Source organism: Rhizobium sp. BK008 (assembly GCF_014197345.1).
GTDB classification, from domain to species: domain Bacteria; phylum Pseudomonadota; class Alphaproteobacteria; order Rhizobiales; family Rhizobiaceae; genus Rhizobium; species Rhizobium anhuiense.
Map to the genome: position 1 here is coordinate 246954 of NZ_JACIFK010000004.1, position 21713 is coordinate 268666.

A 21713-nucleotide genomic window follows, 5' to 3' on the forward strand; every position below is an offset into this window, starting at 1 on the left:
GGGTCCCTCTTTCGACTGGCAGAGAAGGCCACAGAGTTGTTACGCAAAAGTTGAATGCGATAACAACTCTGCGCTGTGGTTAACCAAGATCAATCTTCATCGTTACGATTGAACTTGACCAGGAGTTTCTCGGTGCGGGCGTCCTCGACCTTGCGGATCAGCTTCTCGGATTCGGCATTGTCGCGCAGCGTCTTGGTGATATTCACCGTGGTCTGTACCAGCATCAGAATGCCCATGGCGAGATAGCCTTTGCCCCAGAGATCGAGCGGCATCATGTAGAGGCCGAGCGCCAGCATGAAGGCGGCCGAGCCGAAGGAGATGTAGGAGAAGCTGACCCAGCTGGCGGAATGTTTCTGGAAACTGTCGTTCATATCAGTGGTCCCTATGGTTCGATGGATGAATGATTGGATGGATGCAATTTCAGGCAGCAGGCGTGATGCGGCTCTTCAGCCGCGCCAGCACATCATCGGCGGATGAGCGCAGCGGCGCGCCGAAGCCGGCATTGGCAAGCTTTTCGATGATGCCGGCCGGGCGGATGGCGCCTTCCATGTCCTTCAGCGCCGCGGCCGTCAGCTCATTCTGGCTCTGGCGCAGGCGAAGCCGCGCCAGGGTCTCCTCGGCATCGTCAAGCGTGGCAAAGCCCGGACCGGCGACCGCGACATCGAGCTTCTGCGCCTCCTGCGTCGCCCGCGCCAACCGCTCGCCGCGCTGCAGCTCCTGCAGCCGCGCCTCGGAGGCGCGCACGATGCCCTTCAGCTTGTCGATCGCCTGGGTGAACTGGGCTTGCGCCTTCTCAGATGCATCGCGCTCGGCGTCGAGATAGGCGATCGCCTCGGCCGCCTCGCGGGCCAGGCCCTCATTGCCCTTGGCAAGGGCCGCGGTGGCGCGGGTCTCCAGATCGGCGATGCGGGCAACGATCGTTGCGTGCTGCCCCCTCTCCTGCTCGTTCTGGGCGATGGCGACCGCGACGCTGCGGCGGGCCGACTGGATCGATTGGGCGGCATCGCGGATCTGCTGGGAAAGCAGCGGCACGGCGTGGCAGTCGGCGAAAGCCTGTTCGGCATCATGCGCCCTGCCCCGCAACAAAATGGAAATCAGTTTGAACATTTGCTTCCTCCGGTTTATGAACGTTGTTCACAAGAGGCGTTATGCCAGAATCATGAACGTCGTTCAAGATAAATTTTGAACGTCGTTCAAAAAATCGAAGTGGAATGGTTAATGGCCGGCAGACGAGAAGAAAAACGCGAAGACCTGAAGGCCCGGCTGATCGAGGCGGCGCGCGAGCGGATCGCCAGGGACGGGCTCACCAATCTCCGGGCCCGCGACATCACCCAGGATGCCGGCTGCGCGCTCGGCGGCCTCTACACGGTCTTTTCAGACCTCGCCGAACTCGTCATCCACGTCAATTCGGGAACGCTGAAGGCGCTGGAGGCAAGGCTCACCCTTGATGAAACCAAGGACCGGCCGCCGACCGACCGGCTGCGCAACCTGGCGCAGGGCTACTTGAACTTCGCCGTCGAGCACCGGAACCTCTGGAAGGCGCTGTTCGACCACTTCCCGCCGGAATCGAGCCCGACGCCGCAATGGCATCTCGACGAACACCTCTTCCTGATGGACGTGATCGCCGAACCGCTGGCCGAACTCCAACCCGACATGCCCCCCGAAGACCGCGCCATCCGCGCCCGCACCCTCTTCGGCGCCGTCCACGGCGTCGTCAGCATCAGCCTCGAAGGCCGCTTCGTCGGCCTGCCGCTGGAGCGGCTGGCGCGGGAGGTGGATGAGCTGGTGCAGACGATTGCGGCGGGAGCGGAGCGGCGGCGGGAGAGTATGTGAGGTGGCGTTGGGCGGAGTGAGGGGCGGAGGCAACAAACCGTGGTTTGGCCGCCGCATCACCACACACTCCGTCATCCCAGGCCTTGAGCCTGGGATCCATGGCGCCGCCGTTTTTCGACGAGCCCCACCACCTCCTCCGTCATCCTCGGGCTTGACCCGAGGATCCATGCCCCGAGCATTGTGCTCGCCGTCGACAGACGGAGCGGCAGGGGCATCCTATGCGTGAACTCATGTATGTCGAGTGCTGCGTATGGATCCTCGGGTCAAGCCCGAGGATGACGGAATAGGTGGGAACCAATCTGCAAAACCGCACCCACTCGCTGGCGGACTTGTCCACCATCCCACCTTGACCCAAGCACCCCTACCCAAGCACTCTCTGCCCTCCACGCCACCGCGAAGGGAAACCCCATGAGCCGCATCTTCATCACCGGTTCCACCGATGGCCTCGGCCTCGCCGCCGCCCGCACCCTGATGAAGGAGGGTCACGAGGTCGTGCTGCACGCCCGCTCCCGCGAGCGCGCCGCCGCCCTCGCCGAGATTTCGCCCGCCGCCCTCGGCATCGTCATCGGCGATCTCGCCAGCGCCACCGAAACGCGGTCAATCGCAAAGCAGGTCAACGCCATCGGCCGCATGGACGCCGTCATCCACAATGCCGGCATCTACCTCGAGCGGAGCCGCGGCGAAACGCCGGATGGTCACGCCAAGACGCTGGCGGTGAATGTGCTTGCCCCCTATCTGCTCACCGCATGGATCACCCACCCCGGTCGCCTGGTCTACCTCACCAGCGGCATGCACCGCAGCGGCAGCAGCGCCCTTGACGATATCGACTGGAAGAAGCGGCCGTGGAACGCCAGCCAGGCCTATTCGGAAAGCAAGCTCTACATCGCCACCCTCGCCGCCGCCGTCGCCCGCCACTGGCCGGATGTGCTCAGCAACGCGGTGGATCCCGGCTGGGTGCCGACGAAGATGGGCGGCGCCGGCGCGCCGGATGACCTGGAGATGGGGCATCTTACGCAGACATGGCTTGCGGCAGGCGATGGTGGGGCTGCGAAGGTCAGCGGTGGGTACTGGTACCATCGGCAACGGCGGGAGGCTTCGCGGGATGTTACCGATCGTGGGTTTCAGGATGCGCTAGTGGGGAGGCTGATGGAGTTGAGTGGTGTCCGCCTGTTCGCAAAGGGCGGGTAAGGTGCAGACCGGGTTAGTGGGCGTTTCCGCGTTCCCGCTCGAAGTTTGGCAACTGAGTGAACACAAACTACGTGGCCAAGGCCAATGACCGCTATAAGGGCGTCCCGAGGACGAGAAGCGGCTCAAGCAGAAGGCAGCTTTCAATTCTCTTCAGCATGGTTGCACTCGCCGCTTGCAACGGTAAAGTGATCGAAATCAAAGATCGAAAATCGGGGTAATAAGTGCTAGCCTGCGGCAATCTAGTCTGCCCAACAGAGATCACGCGAGAAATACAACATTTCACCTCAAGTACCAGCCCTGCGCGTGTTGCCACAGACGTAGGCGATGGGTTCATCAAATCGCTGGGAAACCCTATGGGAAATGCTGCTCTGATCTCGGAGTTGGTCGCGGCAGAGTTGGCAGTTTGGTTTGGACTAGCCGTACCTCCATTCGCGGTTGTTCATCAATGCGATATCGAGATCATTATGCGCAAGAACGGGAGGCCGATGGTCGCCCCGCTGTTTTTCTCCTCAGCAGTTGAGGGGACACCAAGGGATGGAACTGATGTGTTCCTGCGACGTCTTCGAGATAAGGACAGCGTATCAAGACTCATCGTTTTCGATACTTGGATTAGAAACTGGGACCGTTACTACGGCGAGGACGCAAATTCGGATAACCTGTTGTACTCGCAGGCCTCCGTGCATAAGTATGATCTGGTGCCGATCGACCATTCGAACTGCTTTATCGGCGGCGATCCAACATTTCCCGATGGTCCCGCGCCAAACCATTGGATTGAAGACGCCGGCGTCTATGGCAAGTTTCCCGAGTTTGATGACTTTATCACCGCCGATGGCATTACGGGAACGCTCGACAAGCTGAAGACGTTGGATCGAAACTTCGTGGCTGAAGTTGTTAACTCTGTGCCACTAGCTTGGGAGTTGGGGCCGTTAGCTCGTGTGGGATTGATCGACTTCATCTGCGCCCGCGCCACGTTCGTTGTAGACACCTTGGCGCCAAAACTGATAGACGAACCGCCGTTGCCGGGATTTTGAGCGATGAAAGAAAAGCAAGGATACTTCTCAATTATCCAGTATTCGGAGCATCCTGAACGCGCAGAATACATCAACATTGGTGTGGTCTTGTTCGCGGCAGAGGCACCGTGTGTTTTTTGCAAGTTCGGTGAGCGTCCAAAGCGGATCAAATCGGCGTTCAACGTAAACCCCGGTGTTCATTTCGAGCTTCTTCAGAACTCGCTGTATAGCAGGCTTTTTTCTGAATTTGGAAATGGCTGGAGAAGAGAAGATATCGAGAGGTTCATCTCGCAACGGTCTGGCAAAATAAGACTGTTTCCGTTGCGCTCGGTTCTCGTCAGCGATGCCAGAGTTGACTTGAACAGGATATTTTCCGAACTTGTAGGCGATATATCTTCTAAGCCTCGCAAGCAGCGCGCGAACGCCAAGCTCGCTAGCAAACTGAAAGAGTTTGGTGTCGATGCCCTTCTTGAAAGGCCAGAACCTGTATTCCTAGAAGGAGGGATCAAAATTGAAGCGCCGTTCGGTTACCAGAACGGGTCATTCAATCTCCTCCAAGGTCTATCGCTGGGTGACGATCCAGACAAGGCGCTTAGCAAAGCAAGCCCAGCAATGATTGAGGGGAGTTTGCTATTCAGTCAGACGCTGCAAGAGAAACGTCTCGTAGTAGTGGCCGACGATGCCGAGGTCCATGACGAGAGTTTTATATCGCTCCTTAGTTCTCAAATGGAGCAGCACAAAGTCCACTTCTACACTATGGCCGATTTACAGCCTCTCGTTACGGATATTAGGACAAATTACGCCCTTCATCATTGATGAGGGTAGCGCTATGATGGCATGGCTCTTGTGTCGACCGGGCTAGCAAGTGCTACTGCACACTACTACAGCGGGAGCCATTGGCGGAATGTCAAACAACTGAAGCTGCATAACTATTTGTGCGCCTCGACCTCAGTATGGGCACCAGTCTGGTTTGCGTGGACACCATCAGATATTGGCGGCCGCCGTTTTAGGTTGTCGAAGCCGCGGACTTCAATGAAAAGCAATTTCCCTTAGCAGCAGTTCGGCCTGAGCCAGAACGGTCTGCACGGCCTCCTGTTCCAAGTCCGGCGGATAGCCGAACCGCTTCAGAATACGCTTCACCAGAATACGCATCTTCGCTCTGGCACTTGCCTTGTGCTGCCAGTCGACCGTGACCGAGCCGCGCATCTGCTCAACGAGCTCATGGGCAATCACGCGGAGTTGCTCGATGCCCATCGCTTCAACAGCGCTCTCGTTGCCCGCTAGCGCGTCATAAAAGGCGATCTCCTCCGGTGTCAGTCCAAGCTCTTCGCCACGGGCAGAGGCGGCCTGCATCTCCTTTGCCAAGGCGATCAATTCCTGGATCATCTCCACAGTGGAGATGGCATTGGCATGGTACCGGGCAACGGCTTCCTCAAGTCTCCGAGAGAAGGTTTTCGCCTCGACCACGTTGGATTTCGAGCGGCTCTTGATCTCGCCATTCAGCAGTTTTTTCAGCGCTTCCAGAGCAAGGTTCTTCTTGTCCATCTTCTGGACGTCGGCGAGAAATTGGTCGGAAAGGACGGAGATATCTGGACTGTCGAGGCCCGCAGCTTTCAGTATATCGACAATCTCTGCATTGGCCACAGCCTGATTGAGAAGCTGCTCAACGGCCAGCGATTTCGCCCTGTCAGAGATCTTGCCAGTGGCCGTCGTCTTGACGAGTGCTGCCCTGACGGCTTGGAAAAACCCCACTTCATCCCTGATCTCGGCGGCATCATCGCTGGCAGAGGCAAGGGCATAGGCCTTGCTGAGTTCCAGAACGGCATCCTGATATCGACGGTGGGCCTGTTTCTTGGCGTCCTGACCTTCGACCTTCGCGGCTTCCGCCTGCTGCCACTTCAGAATCCAGTCAATTCCATCTGCGAGTGCTCTGAGGCGCTCGAAGGGCTTACCCGATATGCCGAGACTGTAGTCGTGACCGGCAAACATGCTCCGTACGATCTCGTATTTTTCCAGAAGGAGTGCGACAGCCTCTTCCTCATCGATCCCTGTCTTTTCGCGGTCGGACTGGGAATACTGGGCGAGTGCCTTTTTCAGGTTGGTGGCGATACCGATGTAATCCACGACGAGGCCGCCGGGCTTCTCCTTGAACACGCGATTGACGCGGGCGATCGCCTGCATGAGCCCGTGGCCGCGCATCGGCTTGTCGATATACATGGTGTGCATACAGGGCGCATCGAACCCAGTCAGCCACATGTCGCGCACGATGACGAGTTTCAACGGATCCTCGACTTTCCTGGCGCGCTTGGCGAGTTCGTCGCGCCGCCTTTTGTTTCCGATATGCGGCTGCCATTCGAGAGGATCGGAGGCCGAGCCGGTCATGACGATCTTGATGGCGCCTTTGTCATCATCATCGGAATGCCATTCTGGACGAAGGGCGACGATTTCCTTGTAGAGATCAACGCATATGCGGCGGCTCATGCAAACGGCCATGGCCTTGCCCGGCAGGCCTTCGATCCGCTTTTCCAGATGTGCAACAAGATCGGCGGCAATCTGCTTGAGGCGTTTTTCCGCGCCCACCAGCCGTTCAACCGTGGTCCACTGAGACTTCTGCTTTTCCTGCTCGGTCAGCGTCTCATCTTCAAGCATCGCCTCAATTGCGGCGTCAATCTTCGGCTTTTCATCCTCATCCAGCTCTATCCGGGCAAGGCGGCTCTCATAATAGATCGGCACCGTCGCGCCGTCTTCCACTGCCCGGCTGATATCATAGATGTCGATGTATTCGCCGAAAATGGCCGGCGTGTTCACATCGGTCGCCTCGATGGGGGTACCCGTGAAACCCATGAAGGAGGCATTCGGCAGCGCCTGACGGATATAGTGGGCATAGCCATAACGGCGCTCACCGGTCTCCTGGTTCAGCTTGGCGTCAAAGCCGTATTGGCTGCGGTGCGCTTCATCCGCCATGACGATGACGTTTCGGCGCTCGGTCAGAACGGGAAACACCTCCTCGCCCTTTTCGGGCGTGAACTTCTGCACCGTTGTAAAGATGACGCCACCGGAAGCGCGATTCAGCAGCTTGCGCAGATCTTCGCGACTCTCGGCCTGCTCCGGCGTCTGGCGGATGAGGTCCTTGCACAGGCTGAAGGTGCCGAAGAGCTGGTCGTCCAGATCGTTGCGGTCGGTCAACACGATCAGGGTGGGGTTTTCCAGCTCACGGGATCGCACGATCAGCCCGCCGAGGAAGGCCATGAGCAGGCTCTTGCCCGAACCCTGCGTGTGCCAGATGACGCCGATCTTCCGATCACCATCCGGCTTCACCGCCTCGATGGCGCTGGTGATGGCTTTGCGGGCACCGTGGAACTGATGGTAACCGGCAATGATCTTGAGCGGGCCTTCGCCGCGATCGCCAAACACCGTGAAGTCCCGGATCAGGGCAAGAAGGCGCTCCTTATCGAACACGCCGCGCAGCAGCGTATCCATCTCATAGGGACCATGCGGCGTGAAATCGCCGTCGGCTCCTGTCACAGAACGCCAGGGCATGAAGCGCTCCTCATCTGCCGTCAGCGAACCGATCCGCGCCAGCATTCCGTCAGAGGCGACCATGACGGCATTGGCACGGAAGAGCGAGGGGACCTGCTCCTTGTAGGTCTGAAGTTGCTGGTAAGCCTGATCGATGGTGGCGTTCTTGCTTGCCGCATTCTTCAGCTCGATGATGCCGAGCGGCAAACCGTTGACGAAAACCATCACGTCAGGCCGCCGCGTATGCTTGCCTTCGGCAACGATGAACTGGTTGGTGACGAGAAATTCGTTATTCTCCGGATGCTCGAAATCGATCAGCCAGACCTTATCGCCTTTCACCTCACCAGCGCCAATGCCGAATTCCACATCGACGCCTTCGGTGATAAGCCGGTGGATGCGGCGGTTCTCCTCGACCAGAGACGGGGTTTCGGTGATGGAAAGCTGGCGGATCGCCTGTTCACGAGCATCCGCTGGGATCAACGGGTTCAGACGGTCAACGGCTGCCGCGAGAATGCCGGACAGAAGAACGTCGCCATAAGCTAGACGGGCTGGAGTGCTGCCGTCCGGCGAGATGACCTGCGAAGGCTGATAAAGGTAGCCGAGTTCCTGAAAGGTCGCGAGAACGACCTCTTCAACCAGCCCTTCGGAGAAGCCGCCACTACTGACATTCTGCACAAAATCGTAGTCGCCCATTCCCTCGACCCCTAATATCAAACATCCAACCCTCCAACGCTAAATTGAGGAATAGAAATTCATAAGCTCCCTCAGCACCTGATCACGCCGGTCCTCAGGAATCTCAATTGCTGCCATGATTTGGCGAAGCCTCGTTCGAACCCTGGCGCTTCTCGATGGAGACTTTTGCCAGTCTATTGAGGCTTCATTCTCAAAGCGATAATCGAGTTTTTCTGCCGCGTTCTGCCGCATGGTGTCATCATATTCTGGCAAAAGCTGATCCAAGATATTCTTGACGCGGCTAACACGGTCGGCGTCGCTCTCGACTGGAGTCGGATTGATTGGCGCGATTACATACGCCGTTTTGTGCTGCTCTCGCTCCCGGCTCTCTCGTTTCTCTTCCTCCAGTAGCCTTTCCAGCCAGTCATTGCAGTAAAGCGATGCCCCCTGAGCGTCGGGAAAGAGGCTGCCGTTGTGAATGTTCATCTTGCGCAGCATATCCAGGCATCCCAAGCGGTCGACGTTTGGGATGTGAATCTTGCAAATGTATTGCTTGATCTGATTAGCGAGATCATCCGACACCTCGTATTCCCGCACCTTTTCCTCGGTTGAGGCATCAACTCCTTCGAGAGTGCGAGTAACAGGCTCCGACACAATGATCTCTTCATCCATAAGACGATCAATGATGAAGGCAGCGAGATTGTCCTCGCCTCTTGGCGTCAGAGTGAATAGCCCAGCCTGGTTCACCAAGCGTGTGTTGTTATGCCCCCGTGGCTCACGGAATAGCCTGTCATCCGCAAACTCATCTTTCAGAGCTGTCATGTTGAGGCAGAAGACTGCTCGGGATGGATTAATATCTGGATCGTCAACGCGATTGAAGGCAAAATACAGGGCTACAAACGGCGATCGCGTCCAGTCTAGCAGAGGGGTATATAGCCCATAATGCTGTCCAATGGCCCATTTTTCGATTTCCGCGTGTTCGTCGCCAAAGATGCTGAGGTCATATCCGCGCCCGCGCATCGACAACTCGAACTGTTCGAGCAACCATTGGCGTTTCGCCACCGGAATTGCACCACCATTAAACTGGCGAGCAAGGGTGGACGCTAACGGCCAGTCACAACCGCGTTGACCACGATAAATCATTTCCCTTGATGCCCGACGATGATCGGGATCGCGCATTACCTCGATAAACTTTTCCCAGCTTTCAACCCGGCAAGAGGGAACCAGTCCATCAATGCTCGACGTGTCTTGCTGAAAATGAGGCCACAGAGGTAGGAAATCCAAATGCCGACGGAGAGCGTCTGGGTCTCTTTGCTGCGAAGGCATCATTGGCTCGCCTCCATCAATTCATCTCCCTCGGCCAAGCGGATTTCGCCTGACATGAGTTTGGGCAGGAGGAGGTCACGAGTGGCGGCGAGGGTACGGTTTTCGACGAGTTTGCTCACGAGCAGATCTATAATTGGGGTGACAAGTGCCTCGAAGGCCGCCTCCACAGGCTTCGGCGCAACAGCTATTTCCAGGCGCCTCATATCTTCTTTAGTGACGTGCCCGAGCCCAGTGGTCTGCTTGTTACGGGCCAGTTCGGCAAATTGCGGCATCAGAGCTTTGAGCAGAACATAAAGCGCTGCTTTTGAGCGGACGCCATTTTCACGCACCGCGAAAATATGTTGGTTGAGCCACGCGTCTCCACCAATCCAAACGAAAGCATCAATAGATGTATCTGGATTGCCCGACCACGAAAACAGTAGCTCCCCGTCAGAGATCCGATACCTCTCCCCCAATGCTGTGTTCGTACGCTTAGTATTGCTCGTGACACCATTTTTGAGTTCGGCGATCTTCACGACCGGAAGCGCGTCCGGAGCATCGCTGAAATGCATGTTCTTGTACGCGGCACCATTGATCCAATTCGCCTGATCCAAAAGCGATTTGCTTTTCCACCCCTCCGGCAGCCCGTTGTCACCGAACACGGCGGGAGAGAGATCTGCTATGGCTTGTGCCCGCTCGGCATCCTGCACGAGGCCGCCCATGATCTCCACTGGGTCGGTTGCGCCCTCCAGCTTGCGGCGGGTGGGGCCGAAATCCACGAACCAATCGCGGAAGATCGCTTGCGCCATTGCCTCCAGCGTCTCGTTCATCCGTCGGTTTAGTTCGATATTTTCGTCGAGGGAACCTAGTATTCTCCCGATACTTCGTTGATCTTCGATTAACGGAACCTCGAGCTGAAGTTCCCGTTGCTGCGTAAGACTGATGTAGGGAAATGTATCGGTGCTGCCTGCAACCGACCAAACTTGGTCCATGAAGTGCGATGTCTGCATCCAGTAGTAAAGATAGCGGGTATCCAAGACATCATGATTCAGGGAGCGCCAAACGGTTACACCCGGATTCGCTACAAACTCTGGGGCGTTTTTTGGAGCTAGGGCTATTCGCCCAACTGTCGCGCGATGGGTGAAAAGAATGTCTCCAGCCCTCCCCATGCCCTTCCGCACCCGAGACCGTGCTTTCTCATTGATCCGGTCGCAATCAACAAAGTTTACAAAGCCACCTATCAAATCAGGTGGACGAATGAAGGGAGTCCCGACGCTAGAAAACTCGTTCTGAAGTGGCCTGTTTTCGCCGTGATTTCCGTCTTCTACCCAGAGAACGCCTTTATCAAGCAGTTCCTTCACTCTGAAGCGCCGCTTCATCGATTCTCGATCCCCTGCAGTACATTGGCTATTCGATGTTGTAAGTCGTTAGCTTCTGTAAACTGCGCGAGTAACGTGTCCCTCAGGCCTTCAAACTTCTCCGCGAACGACACCCCATCGTCTTCAATGTCTGCCGCGCCAACATAACGGCCCGGCGTCAGCACATGGCCATGGCTCCGCACCTCGACGAGACTGGCCGATTTGCAGAAGCCCGGCTCGTCCGCATACTCCGCCCAGCCGTTCTTCGCCCGTGTTTCCGGTTTTGAGCGCCAGCGGTGATAGGCACCGCTGATCCTCTCGATGTCCTCTGCCGTGAACTCGCGGCGCACACGGTCCACCATGAAGCCGAGCTTGCGGGCATCTATGAAGAGGATTTCCCCACGCCGGTCACGGTGGCCATTGGCGCTTTTATCGCGTGCCAAGATCCAGAGGCAGGCGGGAATCTGGGTGGAATAGAAGAGCTGGCCCGGCAGGGCGACCATGCAATCAATCTGGTCCGCTTCGATCATCGCCTCGCGGATCTCGCCTTCGCCGGACTGCTGGGACGACATGGAGCCATTGGCCAGCACCACGCCTGCCGTGCCGCGCGGGGCAAGGTGGTGGATGATGTGCTGCAGCCAGCCGAAGTTAGCATTGCCATTCGGCGGCTTGCCGAACTTCCAGCGAGTGTCTTCCGCTAGCCGCTCGCCGCCCCAATCGGAAATGTTGAAGGGCGGGTTGGCGAGGATGAAATCGGCCTTCAGGTCTGGCAACTCATCGCGGTGGAAACTACCCTCGTTGTTCCAGCGGATATCGGCATCAATGCCCTGGACAGCAAGGTTCATCTTGGCCAGACGCCAGGTCGTGTGGTTGATCTCCTGGCCATAGACGGCGATGTCGTTGCGCCGACCGCCATGCTCCTCGATGAACTTTTCCGACTGCACGAACATGCCGCCCGAACCGCAGCAGGGATCGTAGACGCGGCCCTTATAGGGCTCCAGCATCTCGACCAGGGTGCGCACCACCGAACGCGGTGTGAAGAATTCGCCACCGCGCTTGCCTTCAGAGCCGGCGAAGCCGGAAAGGAAGTACTCGTAGACGCGGCCAAGCAGATCCTTTGCTGTGTCCTTGCTATCATGCAGGCCGATGTTGGAGAACAGGTCGATCAACTCGCCGAGCATGGTCTTGTTCAGCGTGGGGCGGGCATAGTTCTTCGGTAGAACCCCCTTCAAGCCCTCGTTCGACGGGAAGCGCTCGATCGATTCCATCGCCTCATCGATCAGCTTGCCGATCTCGGGCCGCTTGGCATTGGCCTGCAGATAGGGCCACCGCGCCTCCGTCGGCACCCAGAAGACGTTTTCGGCGAGGTATTCCTCCGGGTCTTCCGCATCGGCATATTCGTCCGCCTTCAGCTTAGCGTGTAGTCCCTCGAAAGCATCGGAAATGTATTTCAAGAAGATGAGGCCGAGCGCCACATGCTTGTATTCCGAGGGCTCCAGATTGCCCCTAAGCTTATCCGCAGCCTTAAAAAGCTCGGCCGTGAAGCCGAGGTCACCATTATTCTCTTTTGCCACGCGTACACTCCCAATAATCGCGCCGACGATAGCAGCGAAGCAGGCTGTGTAAAGGACGAAAGGCAAGCTTCAGTTGTCCATTGACGATGTACCGGCTAGGTGTACCGCCGCGGCAACATGTCGCCAAGTAATTGTTTTATCGACATAATAAAAATGGCTGGGGCGCCTGGATTCGAACCAGGGATGACGGTACCAAAAACCGTTGCCTTACCGCTTGGCGACGCCCCACCAGAGCTTGAGCGGAAACCGCTTGCTCAAATCGACGCCTGATTAGCAAAGCTCTTCGCCTGTCACAATGACTAAGTTTAACCCGGCGCAGATTTATGCGCTGCGCAGCACCCGCCGTCGTGCTAGGAATTGGCGACGTCATCGGCCCGAGATCATTCCTTCATGGACAGTCCCGCATTCGACCTCGCTTTCGAGCCGGCCTATGGCCAGGCCGTGCCGGTTGTTTCAGGTGTCGAGCGGGTTACAGCGAACAATCCCGGCCCTTTCACCTTTTTCGGCACCAACAGCTATATCGTCGGCGCGGCCTCCGTCGCGGTCATCGATCCCGGCCCGGAGGACGAGGCGCATTATCAAGCGCTGATGGCAGCCCTTGCCGGCCGCGAGGTGACGCATATCTTCGTCAGCCACACGCACCGCGACCACTCGCCGCTGGCCAAGCGCCTGCAGGCGGCAACGGGGGCGGTGACGGTGGGGCAAGGGCCGCACCGGCCGGCGCGGCCGTTGCGCGAGGGCGAGATCAATCCCTTTTCCGAAAGCTCGGATCTATCATTCGTGCCCGATATAGTGCTCGGTGACGGTCAGACCCTATCGGGCGATGGCTGGGCGCTGACTGCGGTGCTGACGCCGGGGCACACGGCCAATCATGCCGCCTTCGCGCTTGAGGGCCGTGACATCCTCTTCTCCGGCGATCATGTCATGGCCTGGTCGACCTCGATCGTCGCACCCCCGGATGGTTCGATGGCGGATTACATGGCTTCGCTCGACCGGCTGATTGCGCGCGACGACCGACTGCTGCTGCCCGGCCATGGCGGGCCGGTGACGGAGCCGGCCGGATTCCTGCGGGCGCTGAAGGCGCACCGGCTGAAGCGCGAGCAGGCGGTGCTGGCGCGCGTCCAGGCGGGCGACGGGCGGATATCCGAGATGGTGAAGGTGATCTATCGCGACACCGATGCGAAGCTGCATGGGGCAGCCGCCCTTTCCGTGCTCGCCCATATCGAGGACCTTTTGGAGCGCGGCGAGATTGCGGCGGATGGGCCGCCTTCGCTTGCCGCTACCTACCGGCCGGCAACAGGGAGATAGGGATGACGCCCCGAGCCGATTACAGCTATCGCGACGATGCCGACGTGCCCGCCTTTGCCGATGACCGGCCGTTGATCGTCTTCGACGGCGAATGCGTGTTCTGCTCCGGCTGGGTGAAATTCGCGCTGAAACATGACAAGCAGCGGCGATACCGTTTCCTCGCGGCACAGACGCCGCTCGGCGAGGCGCTCTACCGGCATTACGGGCTCCACGCGCGCGATTATGAGACCAATATCCTGATCGAAAACGGCCGCGCCTTCTTCAAGTCCGACGGCTCGATCCGTATGGTGGCGGGCCTCGGCTTTCCCTATTCGCTGGTCAAGATCTTCCGGCTGCTGCCGCGGCCGGCGGCCGATGCGCTCTATGAATTCATCGCCCGCAACAGGCTGAAGATTGCCGGCCGGCAGAGCTGCATGGTGCCGACGCCGGAGCAGCGAAGCCGCTTCATCACATGAGCGAGGACCGGTTTTCGCTGCTCATCATCGGCGGTTACGGCACTTTCGGCGGGCGGCTTGCCCGGCTGCTTGGCGACCAACCCAGGCTGAGGCTCTTGGTTGCCGGGCGCTCGCTTGAAAAGGCTGACGATTTCGTTGCAGATCTGCGGACGCCGAAAGATGGAGCCGAGGGCCTGGGAAGCAACAATCTCGGTGCGATGGTGCAGGCCGTCAGCTTCGACCGCGACGGCGATCTCGCCGAACAGCTGACGCGGCTAAGGCCGCATCTCGTCGTCGATGCCTCGGGGCCGTTCCAGACCTTCGGGAAGGATGCCTATAAGGTGGTCGAGGCCTGCATCGATCTGAGCATCGATTATGCCGATATCGCCGACAGCACCGGTTTCGTCGCCGGCATCGATGGGCTCGATGCGGCGGCCAGGGCCAAGGGCACCTTCGCGCTCTCGGGGCTCAGCAGCCTGCCCGCCCTCTCCTTCGCGGCACTCGATGCGATGGCGCCGCATTTCTCGCGGATCGACAGTGTCGCCGCCGGCATTGCCCCCTCGCCGCATGTGCGGATCGGGCTCAATGTCGTGAGAGCAATCGCCACCTATGCCGGCAGGAAGGTCACGGTGCTGCGCCATGGGCGGCCGGCCGCCGGGCGCGGGCTGATCGATGCGATGCGGGTGACGGTGGCGCCGCCGGGGGTTCCGCCGCTGCGCAGCCGGAAATTCCTGCTGGTGGATGCGCCTGACCTGGCGCTGCTGCCGGGGCGCTTTGCCGATCTCAAATCCAGCTTCACCGGGGTCGGAACAGAGCCGCAACCACTGCAGCACTTGCTCAGCCTTGCGGCACGGCTCGTCCACCTCCGGCTGCTGCCATCGCTGCTGCCGTTTGCTCGGCTGCTGCAGCGCGCCAGCCATGCTTTCGCGATCGGCGAACATCGTGGCGGCATGTTCGTCCGCGTCGGCGGCGTCGATCATGCGGGAAAGCGGCTGACATCAGGCTGGCATCTGATTGCCGAGGGTGATGACGGGCCGTTCATTCCGATCATCGGCGTCGACGCGCTGGTGCGCCGGCTGCTGACCGGCGTGCGGCCGGAGAATGGCGCCCGGCCGGCGGCGGGGGAATTGCAGCTGGCGGATTTCGAAGCGGCCTTCCGGCGTTTTCAGATCACATCCGGCATCCGGATGGAAAACGAGGCCGCACCCCTGCCGCTCTACCACAGGATTCTCGGCAGCGCCTGGGAGCGGCTGCCGCCCGCCCTATCAGCCCTGCATGCCGGCGGCGCCCGCGTCGCCTCCGGCCGGGCGCGGATCGAACGCGGCGGCGGGCTGCTGGCGCGGATCGTCGCAGGCGTCATCGGCTTTCCCCCAGCGGGCGAGGATGTGCCGGTCACGGTGCGGTTCGCAAGTGATGGCGACAGGGAGATCTGGACGCGGGATTTCGGCGGCAAGGTGTTCCGCAGCTGGCAGGCCGAAGGCAAGGGCCGCGACCGGCATCTGCTCGCCGAGGTGTTCGGGCCGTTCCGGGTGCTGATGGCGCCGGTGCCGGATGGGGAGAAGCTGCGGCTCGTGGTGCGCGGCTGGCGGTTTTGCGGGATTCCGCTGCCGCTGTTTCTGGCGCCGGGTGGGGATACCTATGAGGAGGAGCGGGATGGGCGGTTCCACTTTCATGTGGAGATCGGTGGGCGGCTGACGGGGTTGGTGGTGCGGTATACCGGGTGGTTGGTGGTGGAGGGGTGACGGTGATGTGCCTGTCGGTTTGCGCGGATAGCTGCCCCTCACCCTAACCTTAGTGAGGTCGAACCCTGCGAGAGCGAGCGAGGAACGGAGAGATTGCCGCAAATCTCTTCTCCTCTCGGGGAGAAGAGGGAATCGAGAGGCTGCGGCTCGCAGGGCGTCGAGTCCGCCGCACCCTATCCCGGCCCTTCGCTTGGGCTCAGGGCGTTCGCAACTGCAATCGATTCACTGGATCGATTGCTGGCGCTTTGCGCCACCGTTGCTCACCCACCCGCAATCCCCAAGAGCTCGGCATCCAGCGCCTTCAGATAATCGCCGGCGATTTCGGCGCTGAAGCCGAGGTCGTGTTGGCCGTAGCGGGAGGCGACGCGGATGTCGACGAAGGTGGTTTCGGCCTCTTCGCGCAGCCGAATGAGAATATCGAAGCGCAGGCCGAGGATCAGCGTGCGGGTGGTGCCCTGCAGCGTCACGCCGTTGGCGCCGCGGATCAGCTTGGCGACATCGTCGTCATAGGGGCGCGGCGTCGGCACGGGGATGATATCGGGCGCATCGGCCACGGCATCGTCGTTCGGCTGCGGCGGCTTGACCGGCATGTCCTCGGGATCGCGGCCCGGCTCGGTGTCGCCATTGCTCCTGGTGATGGTAATGCCGCTCATCTTGGCGACCTTGCGCACCGCTTCCAGCACGCGGTCGAGTGCGCCCTCATAACGCCGGCCGGTGAGTTCGGGATAGGCGGTGAGCTGCTTTTCGCGATCGTCCGGCGTCACCTCCGGATTGCGCTTCAGCCAGATCTGGTCGGAGTGCGGCGGCGACAGCCAGTCGGGTGCGGAGACCGGATCGGTGGAGACGTCGTAAATATCAGGCAGCGTCAGATAGTGCTCGGTGGCAAAGGCGCCGAGGCCCAATGGAAAGGCGGCATAGATCAGTGCTGCCAGCGCCGCCAGCCCGCCTTCGGCCCCCGTCATCCAGAGGCTGCGCAGCCCGAGGGCGGCGAGCAGCGCGGCGAGCAGCGCGCAGCCGGCGGCGGCAATCAAGAGCAGCACCAGATAGGGTGTGGCCAGACCGCCGAAGCGGTGGGCGATGATCACCGCCAGCGCCAGCACCAGGGAAAACGCCCCGAGCAGCCGCGAAAAGCGGGCGGCGCTGGAAACGGGACGGTCGAAGCGGATGGCCATCAAACTTACCGGTTGCTCGTCAGCGCCCGCGGGTTCGACCACGCAAATCGCCTCACCCCTGTTTAGAGCAAGATGCCGAAAAGTGTGAAGCGGTTTTCGGACGACATCATGCTCTATTCTTTGATTTAGATCCGGATTCAGATTTTTGGCCGGCCCGGCCTAAAATCATCCGGATCTGGGGCAAGATTCGGCTAAATTGAAACCATTGTCTGAAGCATTGCGTTTGAATCCACGGCGAAGGCCATGACGAAACGGGGGCCGCTTCATAAGCCCTTGCTGATATGCCAAAAAAAGGCCATTCTGCCGCGGTTTCATCTCCGATAGAGAGACAGGAGAGACGGGATGATTTCACCCGAGATAGCAGCAAGGCCGCAGGCGTCTGCGCTTGGCGGGATCGACCACCAGTCCGAGCCGACGCTGCCGATGGAGCTGCTCGAGCTCGAACTTTCGCTCGAAGGTTATACCGGCGGCGAGGCTGGCTTCTGCGAGGCGGTGCGCCGGGCAGCCGAACGCTCCGGCGGCGAACTGCTGTTCGACCTGCCGGCCGCAGGCCTCGTGCAGGATTGCCGCCGCATCGCCGTGCTGCGCATTCCAGGCGACGGCCAGGCGATGCGTGTCGTGCTGGCGCTACTCGATGATCACGGCACGGAGATCCGCATGCAGGCGCCGGATGAAGACACCGCGCCGCTGGTGCGTTTCGCCGATGCCTTCATCGAACTGCTGGAGCGGATCTAGGTTCTAGATCAACATTTTAGCGACGCTCGGCCGCGGCTTCCGCAACGCTGCGGAAGGGAAACTTGCGCCCGCATTCGCACTTGATCACGAAATTTTCCTGCTGATTGGCAGGCCGTTGCACGCCAAAACCGCGCGGTAGCTGATCGACCTTGAAATCCGGGTGCTTGCGCTTGGGATCATCAACTTCCGAGGCCTCGGCAAAGCCCTCATTGCCGCATTGCGGGCAGCTCAGTTTTTTCGAAAATCGATCGCGAATGGCCATGCTCGTTCCAGTGTTTTCCAGTCCCCTCATACAGAGGAATGTCCGGTGGCGAAAGTGGAACCATATGCGGACGATGCCGTTCCTTTTTCGAAAAGGAGGCACTCATGCCCAACAAAGACCCGATCCCGACACCCAATGCCGATACGCCGCGCGGCCCGACGCCGACCCCCGGCATTCCCGACCCCATCCAGCAAAAACCGCCGCTGACGCCGGCGCAGGACCCGGCCGATACGAAGAACCCGCAGGATCCGCCGCTCAATCCGGCGCTGCTGCCGATCGGGGATCCGGCCGGGGCGGCGTAGACATCGCCGAGCCACTCGTCTCGACCCCGGTCGGTGCCGGCAGGCGGATGAAGGGCGGCTTGACGGCATCGGCTGAAAGGACTTTCCTCTGGGAAATGCATTCCAAGGAATAAACCCATGCGCTATCCCCTTCTCATCACCGCCCTGGCCACCATCATCGCCGGGCTCTCCGCCTGCCAGACGATGACGCCGGAGGAGCGGCGGGCGGCGGATGAGCAGCGCTGCCTCGGCTACGGCTTCCGGCGCGGCACGGATGGTTTTGCCACCTGCCTGCAGCGCATCGAACTCGACCGGCGGGCCGAATCGCGGGCGCAGAGCGCCGAGCTGATGCAGAGCATGGCCTGGGATCTGAACGGGCCGTATATCTACCGCGATCACTGGCGGCATCATCACTGAATGCCGCGGACACCCCTGCCCCGCGGTTCCGCTTTTAACGGAAGCGCAGAACCGCACTATCTTTTTTTACGCGCCACCGACTGTCTTACAAGCTTCCCCGCAGGTCTTTCGGACCCCGCCGGATCTCTTCCAGACCACCTGAGATCACCGCCTGCGCCGCCGCCAGTCTGGCGATCGGCACGCGGAACGGCGAGCAGGAGACATAATCGAGGCCGATCGTTTCGCAGAAGCGAATCGAGGCCGGGTCGCCACCATGTTCGCCGCAGATGCCGAGCTTCATGTCGTTGCGGGTGCGCCGACCGCGTTCGGCGGCGATGCTGATCAATTCGCCGACCCCGTCGAAATCGAGCGAGATGAAGGGATCGTGCTCGATGATGCCCTTGCGCTGATAGGTGGGGATGAAGGCCGAGGCGTCGTCGCGCGAGATGCCGAAGGTGGTCTGCGTCAGGTCGTTGGTGCCGAAGGAGAAGAATTCGGCGGCTTCGGCAATCACATGGGCGCGAAGGGCCGCACGCGGCAGCTCGATCATCGTGCCGACGAGATAATCGATCTTCATGCCGGCCTCGCTCATCACATTGCCGGCCACCGCGTCGATACACGCCTTGACGTAATCGAGTTCGGAGCGCAGGCCGACCAGCGGCACCATGATCTCCGGCACGACGGCGGCCCCCGTCTCCTGGGCTGCGGCAATCGCCGCCTCGAAGATGGCGCGGGCCTGCATCTCGACGATTTCGGGATAGGAGATCGCCAGCCGGCAGCCGCGATGGCCGAGCATCGGGTTGAATTCGTGCAGCGCATCGACGCGCTGGCGCAGCACGGTCGCCTCCATGCCCATGGCGAAGGCGACTTCGGCGACCTCGTCATCGGTCTTCGGCAGGAATTCGTGCAGCGGCGGATCGAGCAGGCGGATCGTCACCGGCAGGCCGTGCATGACGGTGAACAGGCCGGTGAAATCCAGCCGCTGCATCGGCAAGAGCTTGTCGAGCGCCACCCGCCTGCCCTTCTCATCGACGGCCAGGATCATCTCGCGCATCACATGGATGCGCTCGCCCTCGAAGAACATGTGCTCGGTGCGGCAAAGGCCGATGCCTTCGGCGCCGAAGGAGCGGGCGGCGCGCGCATCGGCCGGCGTATCGGCATTGGTGCGCACCGTCATGCGCCGGGCGCGGTCGGCCCAGCCCATGATGCGGCCGAAATCGCCCGACAGTTCCGGCTGGGTCATCGGCACCTCGCCCTTCAGCACTTGGCCGGCCGAACCGTCGATGGTGATGATGTCGCCCTTCTTCAGCGTCACGCCGACGCCGAGCAGCCGCTCGTTGCGCTGATCGATGCGCATGGTGCCGGCGCCGACGACGCAGGGGATGCCCATGCCGCGGGCAACCACCGCCGCATGGCTGGTCATGCCGCCGCGCGTCGTCAGGATGCCTTCGGCGGCATGCATGCCGTGAATATCCTCGGGGCTGGTCTCGACCCTGAGCAGGATGACCTTGCGGCCTTCGGCGTCCGCCTCGACGGCCTCTTCGGCGGTGAAGACGATGGCGCCGGTGGCAGCGCCGGGCGAGGCCGGCAGCCCGGTACCGATCACCTGGCGGGTGACGCGCGGATCGATCGTCGGATGCAGCAGCTGGTCGAGGCTGGATGGCTCGATGCGCAGCACCGCTTCGTCCTCGGTGATCACGCCCTCATCGACCATGTCGACGGCGATCTTCATCGCCGCCCGCGTCGAGCGTTTGCCCGAACGGGTCTGCAGCATCCACAGCCTGCCGCGCTCGATGGTGAATTCGATATCCTGCATGTCGCGGTAATGGATCTCGAGCTCGGTGCAGATACGGCAGAGCTCGCGAAAAGCCTCCGGCATCAGCTTTTCCATCGAGGGCTTTTCGGAGCCGGAGGAAATCCGCCCCTCCTCGGTGATGCTTTGCGGCGTGCGGATGCCGGCCACGACATCCTCGCCCTGGGCATTGACCAGGAATTCGCCGTAAAGCGCCTTCTCGCCGGTCGAGGGATTGCGGGTGAAGGCAACGCCGGTGGCGGAAGAATTGCCGAGATTGCCGAAGACCATCGCCTGGATGTTGATCGCCGTGCCCCAGCCTTCCGGAATATTGTGAAGCTGGCGGTAGGTGACGGCGCGCGCACTCATCCAGCTGGAAAAGACCGCGCCGACCGCACCCCAGAGCTGGACTTCGGGATCCTGCGGGAATTCCTGCTGCAGCTCCTCCTCGATCAGCTTCTTGTAGAGCGAGACGATATGCTGCCATTCCGAGGCGCTGAGTTCGGTATCGAATTCATGGCCGAGCTTGGCCTTCTCGTCTTCCAGGATCTCCTCGAAGGCGTCGTTGCCGAGACCCATGACGACATCGGCATACATCTGGATGAAGCGGCGGTAGCTGTCCCAGGCAAAACGCGCATCGCCGGCATCATGGCCGAGCGCCTGCACCGTCTCGTCGTTGAGGCCGAGATTGAGCACCGTGTCCATCATGCCCGGCATCGAGACGCGGGCGCCGGAGCGCACCGACAAGAGCAGCGGCTGGCTGACGGAACCGAAATGGCGGCCGGTGATCGCCTCTATCTCGGCAATGCCGGCGCGGACCTCGGCCTTCACGGCCTCCTCGATGCGGCGGCCGTTCTTGTAATAGGTGTTGCAGGCATCGCTGACGATCGTCAGCCCCGGCGGCACCGGCAGCCCGAGGCTGCACATCTCCGCGAGATTGGCGCCCTTGCCGCCCAGAATCTCGTGATCGCGCGCCCGGCCCTCAGCCTGCCCGTCGCCGAACCTATAGACCCACTTGGTCATCTTCCCCCCAACACCAAACCGGGATCAGCTCAATCCCTCAGTTTGTTGACAAAGCTCGCTCTTTTCTCGGCGTCATCCCAGGCCTTGTGCCGAGGATCTGCTGCGTAGA

Annotated in this window: 19 protein-coding genes and 1 tRNA gene; 10 read left to right on the forward strand and 10 right to left on the reverse strand. The window is 60.5% G+C overall.

Annotated elements, in window-relative coordinates; translation table 11 throughout:
• Nucleotides 1–89 precede the first annotated feature (89 nt).
• Both FHT69_RS19100 and FHT69_RS19105 read right to left on the reverse strand, forming a co-directional pair.
• Entirely contained in the window at nt 90–371 is a 282-nt protein-coding gene (locus FHT69_RS19100) for a YiaA/YiaB family inner membrane protein (RefSeq protein ID WP_003546080.1), read from the reverse strand.
• Nucleotides 372–420: 49 nt separating this feature from the next.
• Entirely contained in the window at nt 421–1107 is a 687-nt protein-coding gene (locus FHT69_RS19105; protein ID WP_183905811.1) for a PspA/IM30 family protein, read from the reverse strand.
• 111 nt (nt 1108–1218) lie between these two features.
• Between FHT69_RS19105 and FHT69_RS19110 the strand changes: the two genes are divergently transcribed.
• From FHT69_RS19110 to FHT69_RS19125, 4 genes are all read left to right on the forward strand, one after another.
• The gene (locus FHT69_RS19110) at nt 1219–1833 is read left to right on the forward strand and encodes a TetR/AcrR family transcriptional regulator (RefSeq protein ID WP_183905812.1); all 615 of its coding nucleotides are present in this window, start codon (nt 1219–1221) and stop codon (nt 1831–1833) included.
• 408 nt (nt 1834–2241) lie between these two features.
• On the forward strand, nt 2242–3021 hold the full coding sequence (locus tag FHT69_RS19115) for an SDR family NAD(P)-dependent oxidoreductase (protein ID WP_183905813.1): 780 nt from the start codon (nt 2242–2244) through the stop codon (nt 3019–3021).
• A gap of 221 nt (nt 3022–3242) precedes the next feature.
• On the forward strand, nt 3243–4052 hold the full coding sequence (locus FHT69_RS19120; protein WP_312865561.1) for a HipA family kinase: 810 nt from the start codon (nt 3243–3245) through the stop codon (nt 4050–4052).
• A 3-nt stretch (nt 4053–4055) separates the two neighbouring features.
• Nucleotides 4056–4847, forward strand: coding sequence for a DUF3037 domain-containing protein (locus FHT69_RS19125; RefSeq protein ID WP_183905815.1), 792 nt, complete (start codon nt 4056–4058; stop codon nt 4845–4847).
• Nucleotides 4848–5060: 213 nt separating this feature from the next.
• On the opposite strand, the gene FHT69_RS19130 is transcribed toward FHT69_RS19125, so the two are convergent.
• The 5 genes from FHT69_RS19130 to FHT69_RS19150 form a co-directional block, all read right to left on the reverse strand.
• The gene (locus FHT69_RS19130; protein ID WP_183905816.1) at nt 5061–8243 is read right to left on the reverse strand and encodes a type I restriction endonuclease subunit R; all 3183 of its coding nucleotides are present in this window, start codon (nt 8241–8243) and stop codon (nt 5061–5063) included.
• 39 nt (nt 8244–8282) lie between these two features.
• On the reverse strand, nt 8283–9551 hold the full coding sequence (locus FHT69_RS19135) for an FRG domain-containing protein (RefSeq protein WP_183905817.1): 1269 nt from the start codon (nt 9549–9551) through the stop codon (nt 8283–8285).
• Nucleotides 9548–10906, reverse strand: coding sequence for a restriction endonuclease subunit S (locus FHT69_RS19140; protein WP_183905818.1), 1359 nt, complete (start codon nt 10904–10906; stop codon nt 9548–9550). Before FHT69_RS19140 ends, FHT69_RS19135 begins: the two co-directional genes overlap by 4 nt.
• Nucleotides 10903–12525, reverse strand: coding sequence for a type I restriction-modification system subunit M (locus tag FHT69_RS19145; RefSeq protein ID WP_246780741.1), 1623 nt, complete (start codon nt 12523–12525; stop codon nt 10903–10905). The genes FHT69_RS19140 and FHT69_RS19145 overlap by 4 nt, the downstream gene beginning before the upstream one ends.
• Nucleotides 12526–12613: 88 nt before the next feature.
• Nucleotides 12614–12687 (reverse strand) — tRNA-Gln (locus FHT69_RS19150).
• Between the two features lie 162 nt (nt 12688–12849).
• Here FHT69_RS19150 and FHT69_RS19155 point away from each other — a divergent pair.
• From FHT69_RS19155 to FHT69_RS19165, 3 genes are read left to right on the forward strand one after another with little or no spacing between them, the layout of a single operon-like run.
• On the forward strand, nt 12850–13767 hold the full coding sequence (locus FHT69_RS19155; RefSeq protein WP_183905819.1) for an MBL fold metallo-hydrolase: 918 nt from the start codon (nt 12850–12852) through the stop codon (nt 13765–13767).
• Between the two features lie 2 nt (nt 13768–13769).
• Complete coding sequence (locus FHT69_RS19160) at nt 13770–14222, forward strand: thiol-disulfide oxidoreductase DCC family protein (protein ID WP_183905820.1); 453 nt, start codon at nt 13770–13772, stop codon at nt 14220–14222.
• Nucleotides 14219–15943, forward strand: coding sequence for an SDR family oxidoreductase (locus FHT69_RS19165; RefSeq protein WP_183905821.1), 1725 nt, complete (start codon nt 14219–14221; stop codon nt 15941–15943). Before FHT69_RS19160 ends, FHT69_RS19165 begins: the two co-directional genes overlap by 4 nt.
• A gap of 260 nt (nt 15944–16203) precedes the next feature.
• Here the strand turns inward: FHT69_RS19165 and FHT69_RS19170 are convergent, their stop codons facing one another.
• Nucleotides 16204–17115 carry a DUF1499 domain-containing protein gene (locus FHT69_RS19170; protein WP_183905877.1) on the reverse strand — a complete coding sequence of 304 codons (912 nt, stop codon included), beginning with the start codon at nt 17113–17115 and terminating at the stop codon, nt 16204–16206.
• Between the two features lie 342 nt (nt 17116–17457).
• Here FHT69_RS19170 and FHT69_RS19175 point away from each other — a divergent pair, with 342 nt between their 5' ends.
• Nucleotides 17458–17850, forward strand: a complete 393-nt coding sequence (locus FHT69_RS19175; RefSeq protein ID WP_047615461.1) for a hypothetical protein — start codon at nt 17458–17460, stop codon at nt 17848–17850.
• 16 nt (nt 17851–17866) lie between these two features.
• Here the strand turns inward: FHT69_RS19175 and FHT69_RS19180 are convergent, their stop codons facing one another.
• The gene (locus tag FHT69_RS19180; protein WP_028757164.1) at nt 17867–18112 is read right to left on the reverse strand and encodes a hypothetical protein; all 246 of its coding nucleotides are present in this window, start codon (nt 18110–18112) and stop codon (nt 17867–17869) included.
• A gap of 104 nt (nt 18113–18216) precedes the next feature.
• Here FHT69_RS19180 and FHT69_RS19185 point away from each other — a divergent pair, with 104 nt between their 5' ends.
• A complete protein-coding gene (locus tag FHT69_RS19185; RefSeq protein ID WP_012756389.1) occupies nt 18217–18414 on the forward strand; it encodes a hypothetical protein in 198 nt (65 codons plus the stop codon).
• Nucleotides 18415–18531: 117 nt separating this feature from the next.
• Nucleotides 18532–18810, forward strand: a complete 279-nt coding sequence (locus FHT69_RS19190) for a hypothetical protein (protein ID WP_047613992.1) — start codon at nt 18532–18534, stop codon at nt 18808–18810.
• Between the two features lie 85 nt (nt 18811–18895).
• On the opposite strand, the gene ppdK is transcribed toward FHT69_RS19190, so the two are convergent.
• Nucleotides 18896–21604, reverse strand: coding sequence for a pyruvate, phosphate dikinase (gene ppdK / locus FHT69_RS19195; RefSeq protein ID WP_183905822.1), 2709 nt, complete (start codon nt 21602–21604; stop codon nt 18896–18898).
• Nucleotides 21605–21713: the final 109 nt, after the last annotated feature.

Coding starts and splice junctions, on each gene's coding strand:
- FHT69_RS19100 (WP_003546080.1), bottom strand. CDS start 371: ATGAACGACAGTTTCCAGAAACATTCCGCCAGCTGGGTCAGCTTCTCC.
- FHT69_RS19105 (WP_183905811.1), bottom strand. CDS start 1,107: ATGTTCAAACTGATTTCCATTTTGTTGCGGGGCAGGGCGCATGATGCC.
- FHT69_RS19110 (WP_183905812.1), top strand. CDS start 1,219: ATGGCCGGCAGACGAGAAGAAAAACGCGAAGACCTGAAGGCCCGGCTG.
- FHT69_RS19115 (WP_183905813.1), top strand. CDS start 2,242: ATGAGCCGCATCTTCATCACCGGTTCCACCGATGGCCTCGGCCTCGCC.
- FHT69_RS19125 (WP_183905815.1), top strand. CDS start 4,056: ATGAAAGAAAAGCAAGGATACTTCTCAATTATCCAGTATTCGGAGCAT.
- FHT69_RS19130 (WP_183905816.1), bottom strand. CDS start 8,243: ATGGGCGACTACGATTTTGTGCAGAATGTCAGTAGTGGCGGCTTCTCC.
- FHT69_RS19135 (WP_183905817.1), bottom strand. CDS start 9,551: ATGATGCCTTCGCAGCAAAGAGACCCAGACGCTCTCCGTCGGCATTTG.
- FHT69_RS19140 (WP_183905818.1), bottom strand. CDS start 10,906: ATGAAGCGGCGCTTCAGAGTGAAGGAACTGCTTGATAAAGGCGTTCTC.
- FHT69_RS19155 (WP_183905819.1), top strand. CDS start 12,850: ATGGACAGTCCCGCATTCGACCTCGCTTTCGAGCCGGCCTATGGCCAG.
- FHT69_RS19160 (WP_183905820.1), top strand. CDS start 13,770: ATGACGCCCCGAGCCGATTACAGCTATCGCGACGATGCCGACGTGCCC.
- FHT69_RS19165 (WP_183905821.1), top strand. CDS start 14,219: ATGAGCGAGGACCGGTTTTCGCTGCTCATCATCGGCGGTTACGGCACT.
- FHT69_RS19170 (WP_183905877.1), bottom strand. CDS start 17,115: ATGGCCATCCGCTTCGACCGTCCCGTTTCCAGCGCCGCCCGCTTTTCG.
- FHT69_RS19175 (WP_047615461.1), top strand. CDS start 17,458: ATGATTTCACCCGAGATAGCAGCAAGGCCGCAGGCGTCTGCGCTTGGC.
- FHT69_RS19180 (WP_028757164.1), bottom strand. CDS start 18,112: ATGGCCATTCGCGATCGATTTTCGAAAAAACTGAGCTGCCCGCAATGC.
- FHT69_RS19185 (WP_012756389.1), top strand. CDS start 18,217: ATGCCCAACAAAGACCCGATCCCGACACCCAATGCCGATACGCCGCGC.
- FHT69_RS19190 (WP_047613992.1), top strand. CDS start 18,532: ATGCGCTATCCCCTTCTCATCACCGCCCTGGCCACCATCATCGCCGGG.
- ppdK (WP_183905822.1), bottom strand. CDS start 21,604: ATGACCAAGTGGGTCTATAGGTTCGGCGACGGGCAGGCTGAGGGCCGG.